This window comes from Roseovarius tolerans (genome assembly GCF_900109855.1).
Taxonomy (GTDB): Bacteria; Pseudomonadota; Alphaproteobacteria; order Rhodobacterales; family Rhodobacteraceae; genus Roseovarius; species Roseovarius tolerans.
Map to the genome: position 1 here is coordinate 66,952 of NZ_FOBO01000009.1, position 19,559 is coordinate 86,510.

Below are 19,559 nucleotides of genomic sequence, written 5' to 3' on the forward strand. Positions count from 1 at the left end.
GCCGCCGCGCGGCGCTAGGCCATGCCCCATGCGTATCATCCGGGATTACACCTATGTCACCGAGGCCGATCGCGGGGCCTCAGTCGCCATCGGCAATTTCGATGGCGTCCATATCGGCCATCTGTCGGTGATAGATCAGGCGCGCGCGGCGGGCGCACGCAGCGGTGCGCCCCTGGGCATCCTGACGTTCGAGCCGCATCCGCGCGAATATTTCGCGCCCGATGCCCCGCCCTTCCGGCTGATGGGCCGCGAGGCGCGCGCGCACCGGCTGGAGAAACTGGGCGTCGAGCGGCTCTATGAGATCAATTTCAACGCCGCGCTCGCGTCGCTCAGCCCCCGGGAATTCGCGCAGAACGTGATCCGCGACGGGCTGGGCCTTGCGCATGTCGTGGTCGGCGCGGATTTCTGCTTTGGCAAGGGGCGCGCGGGCAATGCCGCCGATTTGCAGGCGTTCGGCGCGGAGATGGGCTTTGGCGTGACCATCGCGCAATTGCTCGAAGGTGACGCCGGTCAGGTCTCTTCCACCGCCATCCGCCGCGCGCTCAGCGACGGCGACCCGCGCGCCGCGGCCGCCATGCTGGGCCATTGGCACCGCATCGACGGGCCGGTGGTGGGCGGCGAACAGCGTGGCCGGACGCTTGGCTATCCGACCGCGAACATGTCCATCGAAGGGCTGCACCCGCCGAAATTCGGCGTCTATGCAGTGCTCGTCGATGTGCTCGACGGGCCGCATAAGGGGCAGTATCACGGCGCGGCCTCGCTTGGGCTGCGGCCGATGTTTCAGGGCGAGGTGCCCAATCTGGAAACCTTCATCTTCGACTTCTCGGGCGATCTCTACGACGCGCCGCTGTCGGTCGCCCTCGTCGATTACCTGCGCCCCGAGGAAACCTTTGACAGTCTCGACGCCTTCATCGCGCAGATGGATGCCGATTGCGCCCGCGCGCGCGGCATACTGGCCGCGCTATGAGCGATCCCATCGACCGCAGCGGATTACGCCCACGCTTCTGGGAGACCACCCGCCTCGACCGGATGACGCAAAAGGAATGGGAGGCGCTCTGCGACGGCTGTGGCAAATGCTGCCTCAACAAGCTGGAGGATGACGAGACCGGCGAGGTGGAATTGACCCGCGTTGCCTGTCGCCTGTTCGACGACACCACCTGCCGCTGCGGGCAATATGCCATCCGCCAGCAATTCGTGCCGGAATGCATCTCGCTCAAACCCCACACGATCGAGCGCCACGCCTACTGGCTGCCCGAAACCTGCGCCTATAAGCTGCTTTACGAGGGCAAGCCGCTATACGATTGGCATCCGCTGATTTCCGGCGATCCGCAGAGCGTGCATGACGCCGGCGTCTCGATGCAGCATCGCACGATCCCTGAGTTCGACGTGCCCGAGGATGACTGGGAAGATTATATCATAGAGGAGCCCACCTGATGCAACTCGCCTCCGACAATTCCGGCCCGGCGCTGCCTGCCGTCATGCAGGCGATGAGTGAGGCCAATGCCGGGCATATGCCGTCCTATGGCGACGAGGCGCTGATGAGCCGCGTCCGCGACCGGCTGCGCGCGCTCTTTGAGGCGCCGCAGGCCAGCGTCTATCTGGTGGCCACCGGCACGGCGGCCAATGCGCTGGCGCTCGCCACCCTGTCGCAGCCGTGGCAGACGGTGTTCTGCACGCCGCTGGCCCATGTCCACACCGATGAGTGCAACGCGCCCGAGTTCTTTACCGGCGGCGCAAAGCTCAGCCTTGTGGGCGAGGCCGACAAGATGACGCCGGATGAGTTGCAGGCCGCCATCAGCGCCTGGCCCGCGGGCGATGTGCATAACCCGCAGCATGGGCCGCTGGCGCTCACGCAGGCGACCGAGCGGGGCCGCATCTACACCTGCGCGGAGATCACCGCGCTCGCGCAAGTGGCGCGCGATCACGGCCTGCCCTGCTATCTCGACGGCGCGCGCTTTGCCAATGCGGTGGCGGCACTCGGGTGCAGCCCCGCCGAGATGACATGGCAGGCGGGCATCGACGCGGTGTCGATGGGCGGCACCAAGAATGGCTGTCTCGGGGTCGAGGCGGTGATCTTCTTCAACGCCGAGAATGCCTGGGAATTCGAGTTGCGCCGCAAACGCTCGGCGCATCTCTTCTCCAAGCACCGCTATCTCTCGGCGCAGATGCTGGGCTATCTGGCGGATGATCTATGGCTGACCACCGCACAAATGGCCAATGCGCAGGCGGCCAAGCTGGTGCAGGGGTTGCGCGGCCTGCCGCAGGTCGAGATCACGTTTGAACCGCAGGTCAACATGATTTTCGCGCGTTTGCCGCGCGCCACGCATCAGCGGCTGAAGGCGGCAGGCGCAAGCTATGCGCTCTACGAAGGTCCGCTCGACCAGGGCCCGTCGGAGGAGCCGCTGCTGGCGCGCTTTGTCTGCGATTGGTCGATCACCGACGCGGAAATCGCGCGGTTTCTGGACGTTGCACGCGGCTGACGCGGCCTTTAGCTGCGGCTATAATCCGCATCACTCACCTGTTCGAGCCAGTCCGCCACGCGCCCGTCCTGCGCTTCCTGGATCGCCATATGGCACATCATGCGGTCAGGCGTGGCCCCGTGCCAATGCTCTTCATTGGGCGGAATCCAGACCGTGTCACCGGCGCGGATTTCCTCCACCGTGCCGTCCCGTGTGCCGATGAGGCCCACCCCCGACAGCACGTGCAGCGTCTGACCGAGGGGATGGGTGTGCCACGCGGTGCGCGCGCCCGGCTCGAATGTGACGCGCAGGGCCCGCACGCGCGCAGGTTCCGGGGCCTCGACCACGGGCTCCTGCCAGACCCGGCCGGTAAAATAGGCGGCATCGGCCAGCTTGCTCCTGACGTCTTGCGTTCGGACGATCTGCATCATGCTCTCCCTTTCGACTCGTCGCGATCTTAGCAGCCTTCGGGGAATTTGAAATGACGGTCTGCGGGGGGCCTTGAGCGGACATAGCGCCCCGCCAGAAGGTGCCGCGTGATCGCAGGGCCGGGGACTGGCGATGCAACACCCGTGGCGGGTGCTTTATGCCAGCCAAGTCATTGTGACTCCGACACGTTGCGCGCCCTATCAAATCGCCAGGCCGCGGGACGGCGTCATGCCGGAGGCATGCCTCTGGCATGACGATCGCGCGGCACCTTCGGTGCGTATCGCGCGGGATGCGACAACGACAGCCTCAGGCCACTCGCACCCCCAACCACTGGCGCCAAGCCCTACCACAGCCCTCTTGCAAACCAACCCGCCTTTTTCCCGCTCGAATCCCTTGACGCCCCTGCGCATTGGGCCTAAAGACCCCAGACGGAATTCGGGGCGCTGCCGGTGGCGGTGCCCGTTTGTGTTAAGCAGGGCCAGACCGCGCCCTCAACAAGAACGAGGATGACCCCATGTCGCGCCGCTGCGAACTGACTGGAAAAGGCCCGATGGTTGGCAATAACTCCAGCCATGCCAATAACAAGACCAAGCGTCGGTATCTGCCGAACCTCAACGATGTGACGCTGCAGTCGGAAACCCTGAACCGTGGCATCAAGCTGCGGATCTCGGCCCACGCGCTGCGCAGCGTCGATCACCGGGGCGGGCTCGACGCCTTTCTCGCCAAGGCCAAGGACGACGAACTGTCGCCGTCGGCCCTCAAGGTGAAGAAAGAGATCGCCAAGGCGCAGGCCGCCAGCGCCTGATACCCCGATTGTGTTGATCACGCACGGCCCCGCCCCTTTGGCGGGGCTGTTTGCGTTTCACGGGCCCGGTACGTTTTGTCGCTTGTCCTGTGTGCGCATGCCCGCCTATACCTGCGGGCAATGACGATCCTGCGCAGCATAACCGCCCTTGGGCTTTGTCTCTTTCTGGCGCTGACCAGCGTCGGCCTCGCCGTGGCGCGCGGCGCGGCGCAGCCGGTGGGGCAGATGGTGCTTTGCACCGGCGAGGGCACGCGCACCGTGCTCGTGGACGCCAAGGGCCAGCCTGCGACACCGCCGCATGTCTGCCCGGATTGCCTGCTCGCGTTCTATGCGGATGCAGCCCGCCCGCCATTGCCCTTGCCACGTGATCTGACTGCAACGGCCCGCCAAACCTTCACCGGTGCCCGCCATGAGGCGAGCCTTGCGCGCCCCGCGCCGCTGGCGCGGGCACCGCCCGTCTCGGTCTGACCCTGCAAATCCCTTACATTCAGACCAGAAGGAGCGACGCCATGTCCCTCAAATCCACGCTTTTCGCCGCCCTCGCAGGCCTCACCCTTGCCGCCCCAGCCATGGCGCAGGAAATCCACGTCCTCGACACCTATGCGCGCAGCGCCAGCCCGATGGCCAAGACCGGCGCGGCCTTCATGCTCATCGAGAATATCGGTGATGCGCCGGACCGCCTGATCGCCGTCAAATCCACTGCTGCCAAGAAGGTGGAACTGCACACCCACCGCGAACAGGGCGGCGTGATGAAGATGGTGCATGTCGAGGAGGGGTTCGAACTCGGCGCGGGGGAGACGCTGTTTCTCCAGCGCGGCGGGCATCATGTGATGTTCATGGGGCTGACCGAGCCGTTCGAGCAGGGCAAGACCATTCCGCTAACCCTCGTCTTCGAGACCTCCGGCGAGATCACGCTCGACATTCCCGTCGATCTGGAGCGCATGCCGAAAGAGGGTCACGGTCACGGCAACTGATTTTTGGGTAGCGGTCGGGGCACCTTGGAGGTGCCCCGATAGGGGGATGGCTTGGTCTTGAGCTGACCTTCGCCGTGATGCCCTGCGCGGAATCAAGGCCGAAGGCCGCCGCGCATCGCCGGGCCGCCCCCCGGCACGGCGATTTGGCTGCAACCTGCGCAGCACTCAGATGTTTTTCGGGCTTGGCAGATATAAAGGTCTGCAGAACAGGCGTTGGATCGCCGTACCGCGGCCCGTCGATGCGCGGCTCACGTCAACGGCAGTTCCAGGCCAAAACTCACCTACCCGCCCAGGATTTCCGCGACCCAGAGCGGCACCACCTCCGAGGCACGCCCCTGTCGGACCTCGTCAAAATCACCGGCCACCGCCGATGGCTCCAGATTGATCTCCACGCAACGCGCCTCCGCCAGTGCCGCTTCCTGTGCAAACCCCGCCGCCGGATAAACCTGCCCGGAGGTGCCGATCGCCGCAAAGATATCCGCCGTTGCCAGATGCGACAGGATTTCCTCCATCCTGTAGGGCATCTCGCCGAACCAGACCACGTCCGGACGGCAGGCGCAGGCACCGCAATCCGGACAGGCATCCCGCACGCTCATCTGCGCAGCGGCCTCCCACCGACCGCCACAGGCGGCACAAAGCGCGCGCGCCAGTTCACCGTGCATATGGATCACATCGCGCGCGCCGCCTGCCTCGTGCAGCCCGTCCACATTCTGCGTCACGATCACCACCTCGCCCGCATGCTCGGCCTGCATCCGCGCCAGCGCGCGATGCGCCGCATTGGGCCGCGCCTCCGCCGCCTGCACACGGCGTGCGTTGTAGAACCCGTGCACCAGATCGGCATCGCGGGCAAAGGCCTCGGGCGTGGCGACATCCTCGATCCGGTAGCGTTGCCAGATCCCGCCGACATCGCGAAACGTGCCAAGCCCACTTTCCGCCGAAATCCCGGCACCGGTCAGTATGACGATCTTTTGCATCGCGCCCTCCTGTTCTAATCTCTGCCGGAAAGGACGCGTCATGACCACCCGAATCCTCTTTGTCTGCCTTGGCAATATCTGCCGCTCGCCCGCCGCCGAAGGGGTGTTCCGCGGCCTCGCCCCACAGGCCCGGACCGACAGCGCAGGCACCAGCGGCTGGCATATCGGCGATCCGCCCTACGGCCCGATGCAGGACGCCGCCCGCGCCCGCGGTCTCGACATCTCGGACCTGCGCGCGCGCCAGTTCGAGGCAGAAGACTTCACCCGCTTCGACCTCATTGTCGCGATGGATGCAAAGAACCTCGCGGCCATCGACGCGCTGCGACCTGCGGGCAATACCACGCCGGTACGGCTGTTCACCGATTACGCGCCCGACCGGGACGCGGATCATGTGCCCGACCCCTATTACACCCGTGATTTCGACGGCACGCTCGACCTGATCGAGACCTGCGCCAAGGGCCTGGCTGCAAACCTCTAGATCGTTCGGTGGCGGAGACGGCCGCGCCTTCGGATATTCCGAAACCCGCTTTCAGCAGCTGGAAAAACCCCGCCATCGGACCGGCTATTCCCTTGCCCAATGGGTCACGACGCCCCAATCAATAGGGGCAAAGGAGACCCGCACCATGCCCTTCACCCAGCTCAAGACCGCCCCCGGAGAGCCACCGCAGACCGCCCATGACGTCACCGACACGGTGCAGATCATGCTGGCGCGGCTGCGCGCGGGCGGCGCGCAGGTGGCGCTGGAATATGCGCGGCAACTAGATGGCTGGCAGGGCGAGATCACCGTCAGCCGCGCCGAGATCAAGGCCGCCTGCGCCCGCGTGCCGCAATCGCTCAAGGACGATATCGCATGGGCGCATGACAATATCTCGCGCTTTGCCGCCGCTCAGCGCGCCACGGCGCAGGATATGGAGATTGAGCTGCGCCCCGGTCTGCGGGCCGGACAGCGTCAGATTCCGTTGCAGGCGGCGGGTTGCTACATACCGGGCGGGCGCTACAGCCATATCGCCTCGGCGCTGATGTCGATCGCCACCGCTCGTGAGGCAGGCGTGCCCGACATCACCGCCTGTTCGCCACCCTGTGGCAGCGGCCCTATTCCCGATGCGATGCTCTTTGCAATGGACCTCGCCGGGGCGACGCGCATCCTGACCATCGGCGGGGTGCAGGGCATTGCCGCGATGGGTTTTGGCCTCTTTGGCGCGCCGCCTGCCGATATCCTGGTCGGCCCCGGCAATGCCTATGTGGCCGAGGCCAAGCGGCAGCTTTTCGGCCCCATCGGGATCGACATGTTCGCAGGCCCGACCGACAGCCTGATCCTTGCCGATGACACGGCCTGTCCCGACACCGTGGCCGCTGATCTGGTGGGACAAGCGGAGCATGGGGCGAACTCGCCGGTCTGGCTCGCCACCACGCACAAGCCCTTGGCCGAAGCGGTGATCGTGCGCGTGCCCGCACTGATCGCGGCCCTGCCCGAGCCCAACCGCACCGCCGCCGCCACCGCATGGCGTGATCTGGCCGAAGTGGTGCTCTGCGACACCCCCGAGGAGATGGCGCAATTCGCCGATCAAAAGGCCCCGGAACACCTGCACGTGCAGGCCCTTGATCTGCCCTGGTGGCGCAACCGCCTGCGCGCCTATGGCTCGCTGTTCCTGGGCGAGAACACCACCGTGGCCTTTGGTGACAAGGCGGCAGGGCCCAACCACGTCTTGCCCACCTCGGGGGCCGCGCGCTACACAGGGGGGCTATCGGTGCACAAGTTCCTCAAGACCGTCACCTGGCAGGAGGTGGACGAGTTCGCGCTGCCAGATCTCGCGCGCGTCACCGCCAGCCTCAGCCGCGCGGAACGGATGGAGGGGCATGCCCGCAGCGCAGATATCCGCCTCGGCCCCGTTTCCGGTGCCGCGCAATCGACGGGGTAAGACGACCGCATGAAAACCGTGGGCATTCTGGGGGGCATGGGCCCCGAGGCCACCATCCTGCTGATGCAAAAGGTCATGGCGGCCGTGCCTGCGCGCGACGACGCCGACCACGTGCCGCTGATCGTGCATCAGAACCCGCAGGTGCCGAGCCGGATCAAGGCGCTGATCGAGGGCTCCGGCGAAGACCCCGGCCCGACGCTCGCGCGCATGGCGCGTGATCTGCAGGCGGCGGGCGCGCAGGCGCTGGCCATGCCCTGCAACACCGCGCATCACTACGCGCCTGCCGTGGCACAGGCGACGTCGTTGCCCTTTCTCGACATGCTGGACGTGACCGCTGCCTCGCTTGCCGCGCAGGGCGCGCGGCGCGTCGGTATGCTCGCCTCACCTGCGACGCGGCTCGCTGGCGTGTTCGAGGCACCCTTTGCCGCGCATGGCCTGACCCCGGTATTTCTGCCCGACGACAGCGACTTGCTCGCGATCATCCGCGCGATCAAGGCAGGCGAGGCCACCGCCACGCTCGGCCCGCGCCTCGCGACGCAGGCCGAGGCGCTTGTCGCTGAAGGGGCCGATCACCTGCTCGTGGCCTGCACGGAACTGTCGCTGATGACGTCGGCCCTGCCTGAAAGCGTGGCTCATACGGACAGCCTCGATTGCCTGACCGCTGCCATTGTGGATTTTGCCAAGGGCTGAGAGGTGCGGGACAGCATCGCGCGCAAGGCGGAACAGCGCCGCCTTGCGCGGTTTCGTATCTCAGGCGGCTGCCGGAACGCTGGAGGGGGATCGCAGCTTGCTCAGAGAAACGAAATGAAAGGCGAGAAAGATCGCCACGAAATAGCCCGGAAACATCGCCAGCGGATGCAGGTTGATGATGTTGGGCGTCTCATGCGCCATCAGATGGGCAAACCCTTCCGACGTCGTGATGCCGACCAGAACCGCGACGACGAAATCGCCCAACCCCACGATATTGGCGCGCATCACCTTGGCACGCGCATCGGGCGCGCCCTTGGCGCAGGCCTGCCACGCCCGATATCCCTCATACCCGGCCCAGATGTCGCCCAGACCCGCCAGCAGCGCGAACTGCCACGGGATGACGCCTGCCACCCATCCGACGAGAAAGATCGCGCCCATCACCCGCGGGATCTGAAAGGCGATGAGCAGCCCGGGATCGGTCTGTGCCAGGATGGCCTGCCCGGTCTGCGTGCGCGTCGCCAATAGCCACAGCGTCAGCGCACCCGCAAACATCGAAAAGAGAACGATCGGAGGATCGGTCAGCGTCGCGGGGACCATGAACGCGCCCGAGCGCGACAGCGCCATCGCGACGGCCCCCCAAAGCGACAACAGACCGACCGGCCACAGCACGGCCCGAGCCAGCGCAGCACCGCCAAGCCCGGCGCGCGCCGCACCGAGGGCCACGACCGCCACGGCCAACGCCGGGAGCAGGATGAAGAAGACATGCACATAGGCAAGAAAGATGTCGGACAGCATTGGAATCTCCATGTTGGGTATGTATTTCATAGTGACTATATTTATGGTCGTCACTTCTCATTCTGAATTCTCTCGCTATACTTTGCGCTATGACACCAAACAGACGTGACAACTGCCCGATTCTAAGGGCCACCAATGCCATGGGTGACCAATGGTCGATCCTCATCCTGCGCGAATTCTTCCTTGAAGGACCGCGCCGATTTCAGGATTTGCAGGATATACTCGGGCTCTCACCGAACACGCTTTCGAACAGGCTCAAAAAACTGGAAGGCGCGGGAATTTTGACGTGGCAAGCGTATTCAGCGAACCCGCCGCGTTCGGAATACGTGCTGACAGAGTCTGGAAAGGCCCTCGGGCCTGTGATGGGCGCCTTGCGCCAGTGGGGCGAGGCTTATACGCCCGACCTCAGATAACAAAGTTTTGGTGCGGCTCAGCTCGCAGCCCGGCTCAGCTTGTCGAGATGGGCGCGCATCTGTTCGGCCTCGTAGCGCGCCTCGCGCAGGCCCTCCATCGTGGCGGCAAGCTCCGCCTCGGTCTGGCTCAGTTGGTTGGTCAGTTCCGCTTCGCGCTGCTGGAGGTAGGTGATCGCCTGATCGCGGGTCTCCTCGGCCTCGTGCAACTCCTGCGCCATGCGCTCCAACTCGCCCACATCAGACGCCCCTACCCGGATGAAGCGATGCACCAGCCAATTGGCAAACCAGCCCATGCAGAACGCCACGAACAGCACGATGGCGGTGGCGATGATAAACTCAGTTCTGTTCATCCGTGGTCTGGTCCTGATTGGGCTCTTCTGTCTCCTGCCCTTCTTCCCCCGTATCCTCGAGGCTTTCAAGCGCTGTTTGCTCCTCGACCAGCGGCTTGGGACGGATAATCCTGAATTCGATCCGGCGATTGATCTCGCGACCTTCCTCGGTGTCATTGTCGGCAATCGGCGTGGTCTCGCCATAGCCCTTGGCCTCGATGGTCGAGGTCAGCACCCGCCGCAGCCGCAATTCGTTGAGCACCGCGCGCGCCCGCTCAAGGCTCAGTTGCCGGTTCATCTCCTCGCGGCCCTGGCTATCGGTATGGCCGCCGATCTCCATCTTCAGCTCGCCGCATTGCTTCAGAATTTCGGCAATCTCGTCCATGATCGCCGCACCTTGCGAATCGATCCGCGCCGATCCCGGCTCGAACCCGATCTTGCGGTCCGCCTGCACCTCGGCAACGCGCGCTTCGCACTCGTCAGGTGTCGGCAATTGCGCCACCGGATCAAGCTTCTCCTGATAGGTGACATCCATCGAGAACTGGCCGCCGCTTCCCAGCTTGTTCGACAGCAGTTGCGACAGTTCGGTGCCCGCGCTCTTGCGCCCGGTATTGCCCTGAACATCGAGGCCGTCGGGGGTGACCGTCACGGCACCGTTCGACAGATAGGACAGCGCCTCGAGCCCCAGAAGCACGCGCATCGACCAGTCGCGCGGCAGGTCTTCGGCCACACGGGCCGTGACATGCACCGCGTCCGAGGCAAAACGCGCCTTGGCGAAACTGGTGACCGTGTCACGCAATTGCGCGCTGCCCACGCGCCCCCGCAAGAGCACCTGCCCTTCGGGCGACAGGGTCGCGATGAACTCGGGCACGGTCTTTTCGCCATCGCCCTCGGGCGCGGGCAGCGTCGCATCGAGGGCGAACACCTCAGGCAAATCGGCCTCCAGCCGTCCGATCACATCATCGAATTTGCCTTGCTCGGTGCCCTGCGGCGCCCAGAGCGCGATATCGGCATCCGAAAACGTCACACTGCCGCCCCCCAGATCCTTGACTGCGGCAATCGCCAGTTCCGCCGCCTTCGCCCATCGGGGCGAGGGCACGCCCATGCCGACCGTACATTCGGCCTTGCCCTGCAAACCGGCACTGCCCGCCGCCCGTAGAATACGGTCGCGCGCCTCGACCGTATCGGCGGAACAGGCATCGAACCGCGCGCCGCCTTCGTCGATCAAAAAGCGCAGCGTGAAGGGCGTGATCACCGGGCGCGGCGCGGAAATATCGAGCGCGAGCCGCACATCTTCGGCAACCCGGCGCGCCAGGGCTGTCTCCAGCCGCCGTTGATCGGCGACGCTCTCGGCCATGGCCGTGATTTCCACCCGTTCGGCGCTGACCGAAATCTTGGTGCGCGACAGATCACCGAGCGACCGCACGGCATAGCGCAGCGCGTCTTCCCAAGTCTCTGGCGCGGGGTAATCGGCGGCATCCAGAAGATCGGCCACCGGGGCACCATCGGTCACATCCTTCACCTCGGCAAGGAATTTCGACCGATCAAGGGTCGCTGGCACAAGACCGATGAGGGAAATCCCGCTTTCGTTGCGCAGAATCTCGATGGCAAATCGCGGCGGGGCGATGTCGCCTGCCTCCTCGACCAGCATCTGGTCGATCACCCGCGCGGCATCGACCACCGTGCCCGCCACCGACAACGCCTTGAAGCGATCCGCCTCGGTTGGCGCGGTGCCCGCCAGAAAGACCTGCAAACCGTCGGTATCCACCTCGGTCCAGACCATGCCACGCTGATCCAGCGCCTCGCGCACACCCTGCCGCGATCCGTCCTCGATCGCGCTTACTGCGAATCCGGCGGCGACCGTGCTGAGCACGATGGCCCCGAGGAATGTCGACCCGATGGTAAAGACCGTGGATAACCGCATGTGACCGTTGCCGTTTTGTTGTCCCTGCCGCGTGTTTAGGCGCGTGCCGGGGCAATATCAATCACAGCAGGACGGCGACGGCGAAAAACGGCACAGGCAAGAGCCCGGCATCGCGGTTCGAGCGGAACAGCGACAAAAGCCGATCATTGTCCTCAAGGTCCAGTTTTCGCATCTGCCCCTGCATGTGCCAGCCCATCGCCCAAGGCCCGCACAGCGCCGCCACGAGGGCGGGCAGACCATCAGGGGCCGCCAGGATCACCGCCATCGCCATCAGAGACACGGTGCCGACCAGAAACCAGCGCAGCCAGCGCGGGGAGTTATGGCCAAAGAGCCGTGCGGTGGACTTCACGCCAATGAGCGCATCGTCCTCGGCATCCTGATGCGCATAGATCGTGTCATAGAAGAGCGTCCAGGCGATCCCGGCCAGATAGAGCACCACCGCCGGCGCCTCCAGCCGCCCGCTATGCGCCGTCCAGGCCAGCAGCGCACCCCAGTTGAACGCGAGACCCAGGAAAATCTGCGGCCACCAGGTGAAGCGCTTGGCGAAGGGATAGATCGCGACCGGTAAGAGCGACAGAATGCCAAGACCTATGGCCGCCCAGTTGAATGTCAGCAGGATGAAAAACGCCACCAGCGCCTGCGCGCACATCCACATTACCGCGCCCCGGACCGTCACCTGCCCCGAGGGGATGGGCCGCGACGCGGTGCGCGCGACCGATCCGTCGATATCGCGGTCGGTGATGTCGTTCCAGGTGCAGCCCGCCCCGCGCATGAGGAATGCGCCGATGCCGCAGCCCGCGAAAATCCACAGATCATGCCAGCCAGCCTGTCTATCCGACAGCATCGCCAAGCTAAGCCCCCACCAGCACGGCAACAGCAACAGCCACGTGCCGATGGGCCGGTCCGCGCGCGAAAGCCGCAGATAAGGCCGTGTCGCCGGGGGGGCCAGCCGGTCCACCCAATTGCCGCGATAGGCGTCGGCGACCGTGCCTTCGGCCTCTGGCGTCTGGTTGTCTCCGGTCATATGCTGGCCCCATGAAAACGGCAAAGATCAGGCTTTATGTAGAGCACCCCTTGGGGCAAGGGCAAACCATTCCTCTGTCGCGCGATCAGGCGCATTACCTCTTCGGCGTGATGCGTCAGGGGGTGGGTGATGCGGTGCTGCTCTTCAACGGGCGCGACGGTGAATGGCGCGCCGAGGTGGCCGAGGCGGGCAAGCGCAGCGGAACGCTGGTGTGCGAGGCGCAGACCACCCCGCAACGCGACCCGCCCGACCTGTGGCTGCTGTTTGCCCCGATCAAGAAGGCGCGCACCGATTTCATCGTCGAGAAGGCGGCCGAGATGGGGGCCGCGCGGATCGTGCCCGTGCAGACCGATTTCACCAATTCCGAGCGCATCCGGCAGGACCGGCTTCAGGCGCACGCGGTCGAGGCGGCGGAACAATGCGGCGGCACGTTTGTCCCCGAAGTGACCGGCCTGCAAAAGCTCGACACACTGCTCGCCAACTGGCCCGAGGAGCGGCAATTGATGTTCTGCGATGAGGCGCTTGCCGGGGCGGGGGCCACCTTGCGCGCGGCGGGTGGCGAGCGTTGGGCGATCCTGATCGGCCCGGAGGGTGGGTTTTCCGAGACCGAGCGCACGCGGCTCTCGGCCCTGCCCGCCGCCCATCCCGTCAGCCTCGGCCCGCGCATCCTGCGCGCCGATACCGCCGCCGTCGCCGCCCTGACGGTCTGGCAACAGGCGCTCGGAGACTGGGCATGAGCTTTGTGCGTCCGCAAGCGCGCGCCGCCCTCTGGCGCTGGCGCGAGGTGCTGACCGGCACCGGGCTGGCCGTGCTTGGCCTGTGGTGGACGCTTGGCACCGGCGGGCTGCTGCACTGGTTGGGTTATGTCCTGTTGATCGCGGCGGGCGCGATGTTGATGATCGGCGTGCAGCGCGCACGCTTTCGTGGCGGCGCGGGCGGCCCGGGCGTGGTGCGCGTGGATGAGGGCCAGGTCGCCTATTTCGGGCCCCTAACCGGCGGCGTCGTGGCGATCCGCGATCTCGACCGGCTCACGCTCGACCCCTCGGGCCAGCCCGCACATTGGGTGCTCAGCCAGCCGCAGGCCCCCGATCTGCACATCCCCGTGAATGCCGAAGGGGCCGAGGCGCTGTTTGATGCCTTCGCCACCCTGCCCGGCCTGCGCACCGAGCATATGCTGACCCAGATGCACCGCCTGCCCGATCACCCGACAGTGATCTGGCAACGGCGCGCGCCTGTCACTTCATCCTTCCGGCTGCATTGACACCGCTCGCGATTGCCGCCAACTGTGACCCCCGACAACAGATGCGCAGAGCTTCAGGAGGCCCGACCATGTCCATCCCTCAATCCGGCGGCGGGCCGATTGAACGCCATGACCAGCTTGCCGAATACATGGCAAGCGGCTGCAAACCCAAGGCCGATTGGCGCATCGGCACCGAGCACGAGAAATTCGGTTATTGCAAGGACACGCTCCTTCCCATCCCCTATGACGGCGAACGCAGCGTGCTTGCCGTGCTCGAAGGGCTGCGCGACGGACATGGCTGGGCCCCTGTCGAAGAGGCTGGCAAGCTCATCGGGCTGGAAAAGGACGGGGCCAATGTCTCGCTGGAGCCGGGCGGGCAACTGGAACTCAGTGGCGCGCCGCTGGAGAATATCCACCAGACCTGCGACGAGGTGAACGTGCATCTCGCCGAGGTGAAGGACGTGGCCGACAAGGTAGGCGTCGGCTTTATCGGGCTGGGTGCCGCGCCCGTCTGGACGCATGACCAGATGCCGATGATGCCCAAGGGCCGTTACAAGCTGATGGACAGCTACATGCAAAAGGTCGGCACCATGGGTCAGACCATGATGCGCCGCACCTGCACGGTGCAGGTCAATCTCGATTTCTCGACCGAAGCGGACATGGTTCAGAAATTCCGCGTGGCGCTCGCCCTGCAACCGGTCGCGACCGCGCTTTTCGCCAATTCCCCGTTTCTGGAAGGCAAGCCCAACGGCCACAAGTCCTGGCGCGCGCGGGTCTGGCGCGATCTCGATGCCGACCGCACCGGCATGTTGCCGTTTGTCTTTGACGAGGGGTTCGGGTTCGAGGCCTATGCCGATTACGCGCTCGATGTGCCGATGTATTTTGTCTATCGCGACGGGCAGTATATCGACGCTTTGGGGCAGTCCTTCCGCGATTTCCTGAAGGGCGAACTGCCCGCCCTGCCCGGCGAAAAGCCCACGCTCAGTGATTGGGCCGATCACCTCACCACCATTTTCCCCGAGGCGCGGATCAAGAAATTCATGGAGATGCGTGGTGCAGACGGCGGGCCGTGGCGCAGGCTCTGTGCGCTGCCCGCGTTCTGGGTCGGGCTGATGTATGACCAATCCGCACTCGATGCCGCATGGGATATTGCCAAGGGCTGGGATGCGGAAACTCGCGAGGGCCTGCGGGTCGCGGCGAGCGTCGACGGGCTTCAGGCCAAGGTGAACGGGGTCGACATGCACGCTCTGGCGCGCGAGGTGCTCGACATCTCCGAAGCCGGGCTCAAGGCCCGCGGCTGCGCAGGCGGCGGCGGCATGATCCCCGACGAGACGCATTTCCTCAACGCCCTGCGCGAGAGCGTCGATTCAGGAAAAACCCCCGCCGATGAGCTGCTGGAACACTATCACGGTGACTGGCAAGGCGATCTGAGCCGCATCTACGCCGAATTCAGCTATTAAGGCTGCCTGTGACACCCCGTCGCAGCGCGGGTCGCTCTGCGGGTTCGGGATATTTTTGCAAATCGGGCCGAATTGCGTCGAATTTTGGCGCATATGGCGCGAGAAAGCGCGGATTCCGGGAAAATTGAAATCCTAACCTCTGGTAGAGTGATTCACCGGGTCAATTGAACCGCACCCGGAAAAGCAACCAACGAGGGAATATCATCATGTCTGGAAAATTCGTCGTCGGCTACGACGGCAGCGTGTCGGCGCGGCGCGCATTGGAATTCGCGGTGGACCGTGCCCGCGCTCAGGGCGGCACCATCGTGCTGACCCATGTGCTCGAATGGTCGCCGTATTCCTTTCTCACGCCGCAGGAACTGGAAGAGCGCCACGCCCGCCGCAAGGACGAAATGACCCGCGCGGAAAAGGCGATCATGACCACGGTCAAGGCGGAACTCGACGATGCCGGGCTCCCCAACGAGGTGGTGATCCGCTACGGCAACACCGCTGAAATCCTCGGGCGGGTCGCCAAGGAGCACAACGCCGTGCAGATCGTCATCGGTCGTGACGGGCAATCGGCGCTTGGCGCGCGGGTTTTCGGCTCGGTCGCGGGCGCGCTCGTCCAGACGGCACCGGTGCCCTGCACCATCGTGCCGTGACAGAACAACAAGAACAGGGATTACAACAGATGTATCGAAACGCATTTCCCGCGGCCCTCGCCGCGGCGGGGCTCGCGCTGATGAGCGCGCCTGCCTTCGCACAAGAGCAGGTGGCCTCGCTTGACGACAAGGTCAACCAGATCTTCGCCAGTTCCACGGGCTGGTTCGTCAGCCTGATCTTCTCCAACTTTCCGGGCACCAATTTCCCCTGGATCGTGGCCTGGCTGGTGGTCGGTGCCACGGTCTTTACGCTCTATTTCGGCTTTATCCAGTTCCGCGCCGTGGGCCATTCCATCGCGCTGGTGAAGGGCGATTATTCCGATCCCAACGACGCCGGTGAGGTCAGCCACTTTCAGGCGCTTGCCACGGCGCTGTCGGGCACGGTGGGCCTGGGCAATATCGCGGGCGTCGCGGTCGCCGTGGGCATTGGCGGGCCGGGGGCCACGTTCTGGATGATCCTCGCTGGCCTGATGGGCATGGCGTCGAAATTCACCGAATGCACATTGGGCGTGAAATACCGTAACGAGTATCCCGATGGCCGCGTCTCGGGCGGGCCGATGTATTACCTCACCAAGGGTTTTGCAGAACGCGGCCTGCCCGGCGGCAAGATCCTCGCCGTGCTGTTCTCGATCTTCTGTATCCTAGGTGCGCTTGGTGGCGGCAACATGTTCCAGGCCAACCAGGCGCATCAGCAGATTTCGGGCATCGTTGGCGACTATCCGGGCTGGATCACCGGGGTCATCTTCGCCGGTGTGGTCTTCGCGGTGATCGTGGGCGGTCTCAAATCCATCGCCAAGGTGACCGAGAAAGTGGTGCCGTTCATGGGCATTGTCTATGTCGGCACGGCGTTGATCATCATCGTGATGAACGCCGATCAGATCGGCTGGGCCTTCGGCCAGATCTTCGAGGGGGCCTTTACCGGGCTCGGCGTCGCGGGCGGCATGGTGGGCGCGCTCATCCAGGGCTTCAAGCGGGCGGCGTTTTCGAACGAGGCGGGCGTCGGCTCGGCGGCCATCGCCCACTCGGCGGTGCGCACCAAGGAGCCGATCACCGAAGGGTTCGTGTCTCTGCTGGAGCCCTTCATCGACACGGTCGTTGTCTGCACCATGACGGCGCTGGTGATCATCATCACCGGTCAGCTCATGACCGATCCCGAGACCGGGCTCTACCTTGTCGGCGACAACGGCATGATCCAGACGATGGACGGCAGTTCGGGCGTCAGCTTGACCTCCGCCGCCTTCGGCAGCTCGATCAGCTGGTTCCCCTATATCTTGGCGCTCGCCGTGGTGCTCTTCGCCTTCTCGACGATGATCAGCTGGTCCTATTACGGCCTCAAGGCCTGGACCTACCTCTTCGGCGAGGGTGAAACCAAGGAACTGGTGTTCAAGATCATCTTCTGCATCTTCGTCGTGATCGGCGCGGCCGCCAATCTCGGCCCGGTGATCGACTTCTCGGATGCGGCGATCTTTGCCATGGCGGTGGTGAATATCATCGGCCTCTACTTCCTGATGCCGATCGTCAAACGTGAGCTCAACAGCTACACGAGCCGCCTGAAATCAGGGGAAATCAAGAAGTTCGAGTAACCCTCGCATCTTGCAAACCCGCGAAGGGGCCATCGGGAAACCGGTGGCCCCTTTCATTTGCGACAGGGAACACATAGCTTTGCCTGAGTAAAACAACGCAAAGGAGGATCGGATATGGACAAAGAGACATATCAGCAAAAACTGCAGGCCCAGCTCGATCAGTGGAAAGCCGAGATCGACAAGCTGCAGGCACAGTCGCGCGAAGCGTCCGCCGACATGCAGGCCAAGTATCAGGAGCAAATCAAGGACCTGCGCGAAAGGCGTAGTGAGATGGAGGCCGAGTATGACAAGATACAGGCCGCCAGCACCGAGGCGTGGAAGGACTTCAAGACTGGTGCCGATCAGGCCTGGGAGAACATGTCGAATGCAATGAAATCGGCGTGGAGCCGGTTTGGCTGAGCCTTGCAAGGCTCAGCGCGCAGGCGCTTTTCAAAGCGCTTGCGCCAAGCCGTTTGAAACGGCTTGGCCTGTCGCTCAGGCCGCTGCAAACCCTGCATCGAGCGAAGCGAGGATCACATCGACCTCTGCCTCAGAGATCACCAGAGGCGGCGACATCAGCACGTTATGCGCGCCAAGCCGCACCATGGTCCCCGCCTCATAGGTTGCTTGATGCACGCGCTTCATGGTCTCGGCATCCATCGGCGTCTTCTTCGCGCGGTTGCTGACCAGTTCGATCCCGGTCATGAGGCCATGCCCACCCCGCACATCGCCGATGATGTCGTATTTCTCGGCCAGCTTGCAGACACCGTCATAAAGCTGCGTGCCGCGCGCCGCGGCGTTGGTCTTGGTGTCCAGCCGCAGCGTCTCTGACAGGCAGGCCACCACCGCCGCAGCCCCGACGGGATGCGCCGAATAGGTGTAGCCGGTCCAGATGCTGCCCTCGGGACCCGCGTTCTCGAACACATCCGCCACCTTGTCGCCCAGCAAAACGCCACCCACGGGAAAGTAGCCCGAGGTGATGCCCTTGGCGATGGTCATCATGTCGGGCTGCACGCCCCAATGCCGTGCGCCGGTCCAGTCGCCGGTGCGGCCAAAGCCGGTGATCACCTCGTCGGAGATCATCAGGATGCCGTAGCGGTCGCAGATCTCGCGCATGTGCTTCATAAAGCTCGCATCCGGCACGATCACCCCGCCCGCGCCCTGTATCGGCTCCATGATGAAGGCGGCGATGGTGCTGGGATCCTGAAACTCGATCTCGTCGACCATCGCGGCGGCGATCTTTTCAGCCAGTTTGACGGGGTCACTCTCGTCAAAGGGGTTGCGATAGGTATAGGGGCTGGGCAGGTGGAAACAGCCCGGCAGTAGCGGCTCATAGGTGATGCGGAAACGGTTGTTGCCGTTGACGCTCGCGCCGCCCCAATGGGTGCCGTGATAGCCCTTCTTGAGGCTGAGGAACTTGGTGCGTGTCGGCTCATTGCGCAGGCGGTGATACTGTCGCGCCATGCGCAGCGCCGTGTCCACGCTATCGGACCCGCCCGAGGTAAAGAAGACACGGGTCATCCCGTCCTCGGCAAAGAACTCCTGCACCGCATAGGACGCCTCGATCGCCGCCGGATTGGTGGTTCCGGCAAAGGCCGAGTAATAGGGCAACTGCCAAAGCTGATCGGAAATCGCCTGTTTCACCGCGTCGTTGGAATAGCCGAGGTTGACGCACCAAAGCCCGCCAACCGCATCCACCGGATCATGCCCGTCGATATCGGTGATCCGCACGCCCTCGGCCCCCTTGATGATCTTGGGTGCGTTGGCCTGCTGCTCGCCGGGATGGCCCATCGGGTGCCACAGGTGGCGGGCGTTCATTTCACGCAGGAAGTTGTCGTCTTTCATGGAGGGCCTCCGGGCAGCCTTGAGGAATTTGATCAAATCCTGCCACCACGGCCCGGCACTGTCCAGAGGCATATCG

Annotated in this window: 23 protein-coding genes; 16 read left to right on the forward strand and 7 right to left on the reverse strand. The window is 64.6% G+C overall.

Translation table 11 applies throughout. The features are described 5' to 3' along the window. Positions 1 to 28 precede the first annotated feature (28 nt). The 3 genes from BMX04_RS10500 to BMX04_RS10510 are packed head-to-tail and all read left to right on the forward strand — an operon-like array spanning position 29 to position 2,480. Positions 29 to 967: a bifunctional riboflavin kinase/FAD synthetase gene (locus tag BMX04_RS10500; protein WP_074786246.1), complete on the forward strand. Its 939-nt coding sequence runs from the start codon at positions 29 to 31 to the stop codon at positions 965 to 967. Beyond that, positions 964 to 1,434, forward strand: coding sequence for a YcgN family cysteine cluster protein (locus BMX04_RS10505; protein WP_074786248.1), 471 nt, complete (start codon positions 964 to 966; stop codon positions 1,432 to 1,434). Before BMX04_RS10500 ends, BMX04_RS10505 begins: the two co-directional genes overlap by 4 nt. Further along, complete coding sequence (locus BMX04_RS10510) at positions 1,434 to 2,480, forward strand: threonine aldolase family protein (RefSeq protein ID WP_074786250.1); 1,047 nt, start codon at positions 1,434 to 1,436, stop codon at positions 2,478 to 2,480. Before BMX04_RS10505 ends, BMX04_RS10510 begins: the two co-directional genes overlap by 1 nt. 8 nt (positions 2,481 to 2,488) lie before the next feature. Here the strand turns inward: BMX04_RS10510 and BMX04_RS10515 are convergent, their stop codons facing one another. Continuing rightward, positions 2,489 to 2,887 (reverse strand): (R)-mandelonitrile lyase, encoded by a 399-nt coding sequence (locus BMX04_RS10515; RefSeq protein WP_074786354.1) that lies wholly within the window; start codon positions 2,885 to 2,887, stop codon positions 2,489 to 2,491. A 515-nt stretch (positions 2,888 to 3,402) separates the two neighbouring features. On the opposite strand from BMX04_RS10515, the gene rpmB reads away from it, so the two are divergent. From rpmB to BMX04_RS10530, 3 genes are all read left to right on the forward strand, one after another. After that, positions 3,403 to 3,693 carry a 50S ribosomal protein L28 gene (rpmB, locus tag BMX04_RS10520; RefSeq protein ID WP_050662501.1) on the forward strand — a complete coding sequence of 97 codons (291 nt, stop codon included), beginning with the start codon at positions 3,403 to 3,405 and terminating at the stop codon, positions 3,691 to 3,693. Positions 3,694 to 3,813: 120 nt separating this feature from the next. Then, positions 3,814 to 4,161 (forward strand): DUF2946 family protein, encoded by a 348-nt coding sequence (locus BMX04_RS10525; RefSeq protein WP_074786252.1) that lies wholly within the window; start codon positions 3,814 to 3,816, stop codon positions 4,159 to 4,161. A gap of 41 nt (positions 4,162 to 4,202) precedes the next feature. Further along, entirely contained in the window at positions 4,203 to 4,667 is a 465-nt protein-coding gene (locus tag BMX04_RS10530) for a copper chaperone PCu(A)C (protein WP_074786253.1), read from the forward strand. A gap of 281 nt (positions 4,668 to 4,948) precedes the next feature. On the opposite strand, the gene BMX04_RS10535 is transcribed toward BMX04_RS10530, so the two are convergent. Continuing rightward, positions 4,949 to 5,641 (reverse strand): NAD-dependent deacylase, encoded by a 693-nt coding sequence (locus tag BMX04_RS10535; protein ID WP_074786255.1) that lies wholly within the window; start codon positions 5,639 to 5,641, stop codon positions 4,949 to 4,951. A gap of 40 nt (positions 5,642 to 5,681) precedes the next feature. On the opposite strand from BMX04_RS10535, the gene BMX04_RS10540 reads away from it, so the two are divergent. From BMX04_RS10540 to cuyB, 3 genes are all read left to right on the forward strand, one after another. After that, the gene (locus tag BMX04_RS10540) at positions 5,682 to 6,119 is read left to right on the forward strand and encodes a low molecular weight protein-tyrosine-phosphatase (protein WP_074786257.1); all 438 of its coding nucleotides are present in this window, start codon (positions 5,682 to 5,684) and stop codon (positions 6,117 to 6,119) included. A gap of 145 nt (positions 6,120 to 6,264) precedes the next feature. Continuing rightward, positions 6,265 to 7,560 (forward strand): histidinol dehydrogenase, encoded by a 1,296-nt coding sequence (hisD, locus tag BMX04_RS10545; RefSeq protein WP_074786259.1) that lies wholly within the window; start codon positions 6,265 to 6,267, stop codon positions 7,558 to 7,560. A gap of 9 nt (positions 7,561 to 7,569) precedes the next feature. Next, positions 7,570 to 8,250 carry a cysteate racemase gene (cuyB, locus tag BMX04_RS10550; RefSeq protein ID WP_074786261.1) on the forward strand — a complete coding sequence of 227 codons (681 nt, stop codon included), beginning with the start codon at positions 7,570 to 7,572 and terminating at the stop codon, positions 8,248 to 8,250. 60 nt (positions 8,251 to 8,310) lie between these two features. Here cuyB and BMX04_RS10555 read toward each other — a convergent pair whose 3' ends face one another. Beyond that, positions 8,311 to 9,045, reverse strand: coding sequence for a hypothetical protein (locus tag BMX04_RS10555; protein WP_074786263.1), 735 nt, complete (start codon positions 9,043 to 9,045; stop codon positions 8,311 to 8,313). Between the two features lie 140 nt (positions 9,046 to 9,185). Between BMX04_RS10555 and BMX04_RS10560 the strand changes: the two genes are divergently transcribed. After that, positions 9,186 to 9,458: a winged helix-turn-helix transcriptional regulator gene (locus tag BMX04_RS10560; RefSeq protein ID WP_217644459.1), complete on the forward strand. Its 273-nt coding sequence runs from the start codon at positions 9,186 to 9,188 to the stop codon at positions 9,456 to 9,458. Between the two features lie 17 nt (positions 9,459 to 9,475). Here the strand turns inward: BMX04_RS10560 and BMX04_RS10565 are convergent, their stop codons facing one another. The 3 genes from BMX04_RS10565 to ubiA all read right to left on the reverse strand — a co-directional run bounded on the left by BMX04_RS10565 (position 9,476) and on the right by ubiA (position 12,735). Further along, entirely contained in the window at positions 9,476 to 9,808 is a 333-nt protein-coding gene (locus BMX04_RS10565; protein ID WP_050662492.1) for a hypothetical protein, read from the reverse strand. Further along, on the reverse strand, positions 9,795 to 11,711 hold the full coding sequence (locus BMX04_RS10570; protein WP_074786267.1) for an OmpA family protein: 1,917 nt from the start codon (positions 11,709 to 11,711) through the stop codon (positions 9,795 to 9,797). The genes BMX04_RS10565 and BMX04_RS10570 overlap by 14 nt, the downstream gene beginning before the upstream one ends. Before the next feature lie 61 nt (positions 11,712 to 11,772). Beyond that, complete coding sequence (gene ubiA, locus BMX04_RS10575) at positions 11,773 to 12,735, reverse strand: 4-hydroxybenzoate octaprenyltransferase (protein WP_074786269.1); 963 nt, start codon at positions 12,733 to 12,735, stop codon at positions 11,773 to 11,775. 11 nt (positions 12,736 to 12,746) lie between these two features. Between ubiA and BMX04_RS10580 the strand changes: the two genes are divergently transcribed. The 6 genes from BMX04_RS10580 (at position 12,747) to BMX04_RS10605 (ending at position 18,058) form a co-directional block, all read left to right on the forward strand. Further along, the gene (locus BMX04_RS10580; RefSeq protein ID WP_074786271.1) at positions 12,747 to 13,472 is read left to right on the forward strand and encodes a 16S rRNA (uracil(1498)-N(3))-methyltransferase; all 726 of its coding nucleotides are present in this window, start codon (positions 12,747 to 12,749) and stop codon (positions 13,470 to 13,472) included. After that, entirely contained in the window at positions 13,469 to 13,996 is a 528-nt protein-coding gene (locus BMX04_RS10585) for a hypothetical protein (RefSeq protein ID WP_074786273.1), read from the forward strand. Before BMX04_RS10580 ends, BMX04_RS10585 begins: the two co-directional genes overlap by 4 nt. Positions 13,997 to 14,064: 68 nt before the next feature. Further along, positions 14,065 to 15,435 carry a glutamate--cysteine ligase gene (locus BMX04_RS10590; RefSeq protein ID WP_074786275.1) on the forward strand — a complete coding sequence of 457 codons (1,371 nt, stop codon included), beginning with the start codon at positions 14,065 to 14,067 and terminating at the stop codon, positions 15,433 to 15,435. A gap of 206 nt (positions 15,436 to 15,641) precedes the next feature. After that, positions 15,642 to 16,076 carry a universal stress protein gene (locus tag BMX04_RS10595; protein ID WP_074786277.1) on the forward strand — a complete coding sequence of 145 codons (435 nt, stop codon included), beginning with the start codon at positions 15,642 to 15,644 and terminating at the stop codon, positions 16,074 to 16,076. Positions 16,077 to 16,105: 29 nt separating this feature from the next. Beyond that, on the forward strand, positions 16,106 to 17,659 hold the full coding sequence (locus tag BMX04_RS10600; RefSeq protein ID WP_074786279.1) for an alanine/glycine:cation symporter family protein: 1,554 nt from the start codon (positions 16,106 to 16,108) through the stop codon (positions 17,657 to 17,659). 114 nt (positions 17,660 to 17,773) lie between these two features. Beyond that, entirely contained in the window at positions 17,774 to 18,058 is a 285-nt protein-coding gene (locus BMX04_RS10605; RefSeq protein WP_074786281.1) for a sll1863 family stress response protein, read from the forward strand. A 75-nt stretch (positions 18,059 to 18,133) separates the two neighbouring features. Here BMX04_RS10605 and BMX04_RS10610 read toward each other — a convergent pair whose 3' ends face one another. Beyond that, positions 18,134 to 19,483, reverse strand: coding sequence for an aminotransferase class III-fold pyridoxal phosphate-dependent enzyme (locus BMX04_RS10610; protein ID WP_074786283.1), 1,350 nt, complete (start codon positions 19,481 to 19,483; stop codon positions 18,134 to 18,136). Positions 19,484 to 19,559 lie beyond the last annotated feature (76 nt).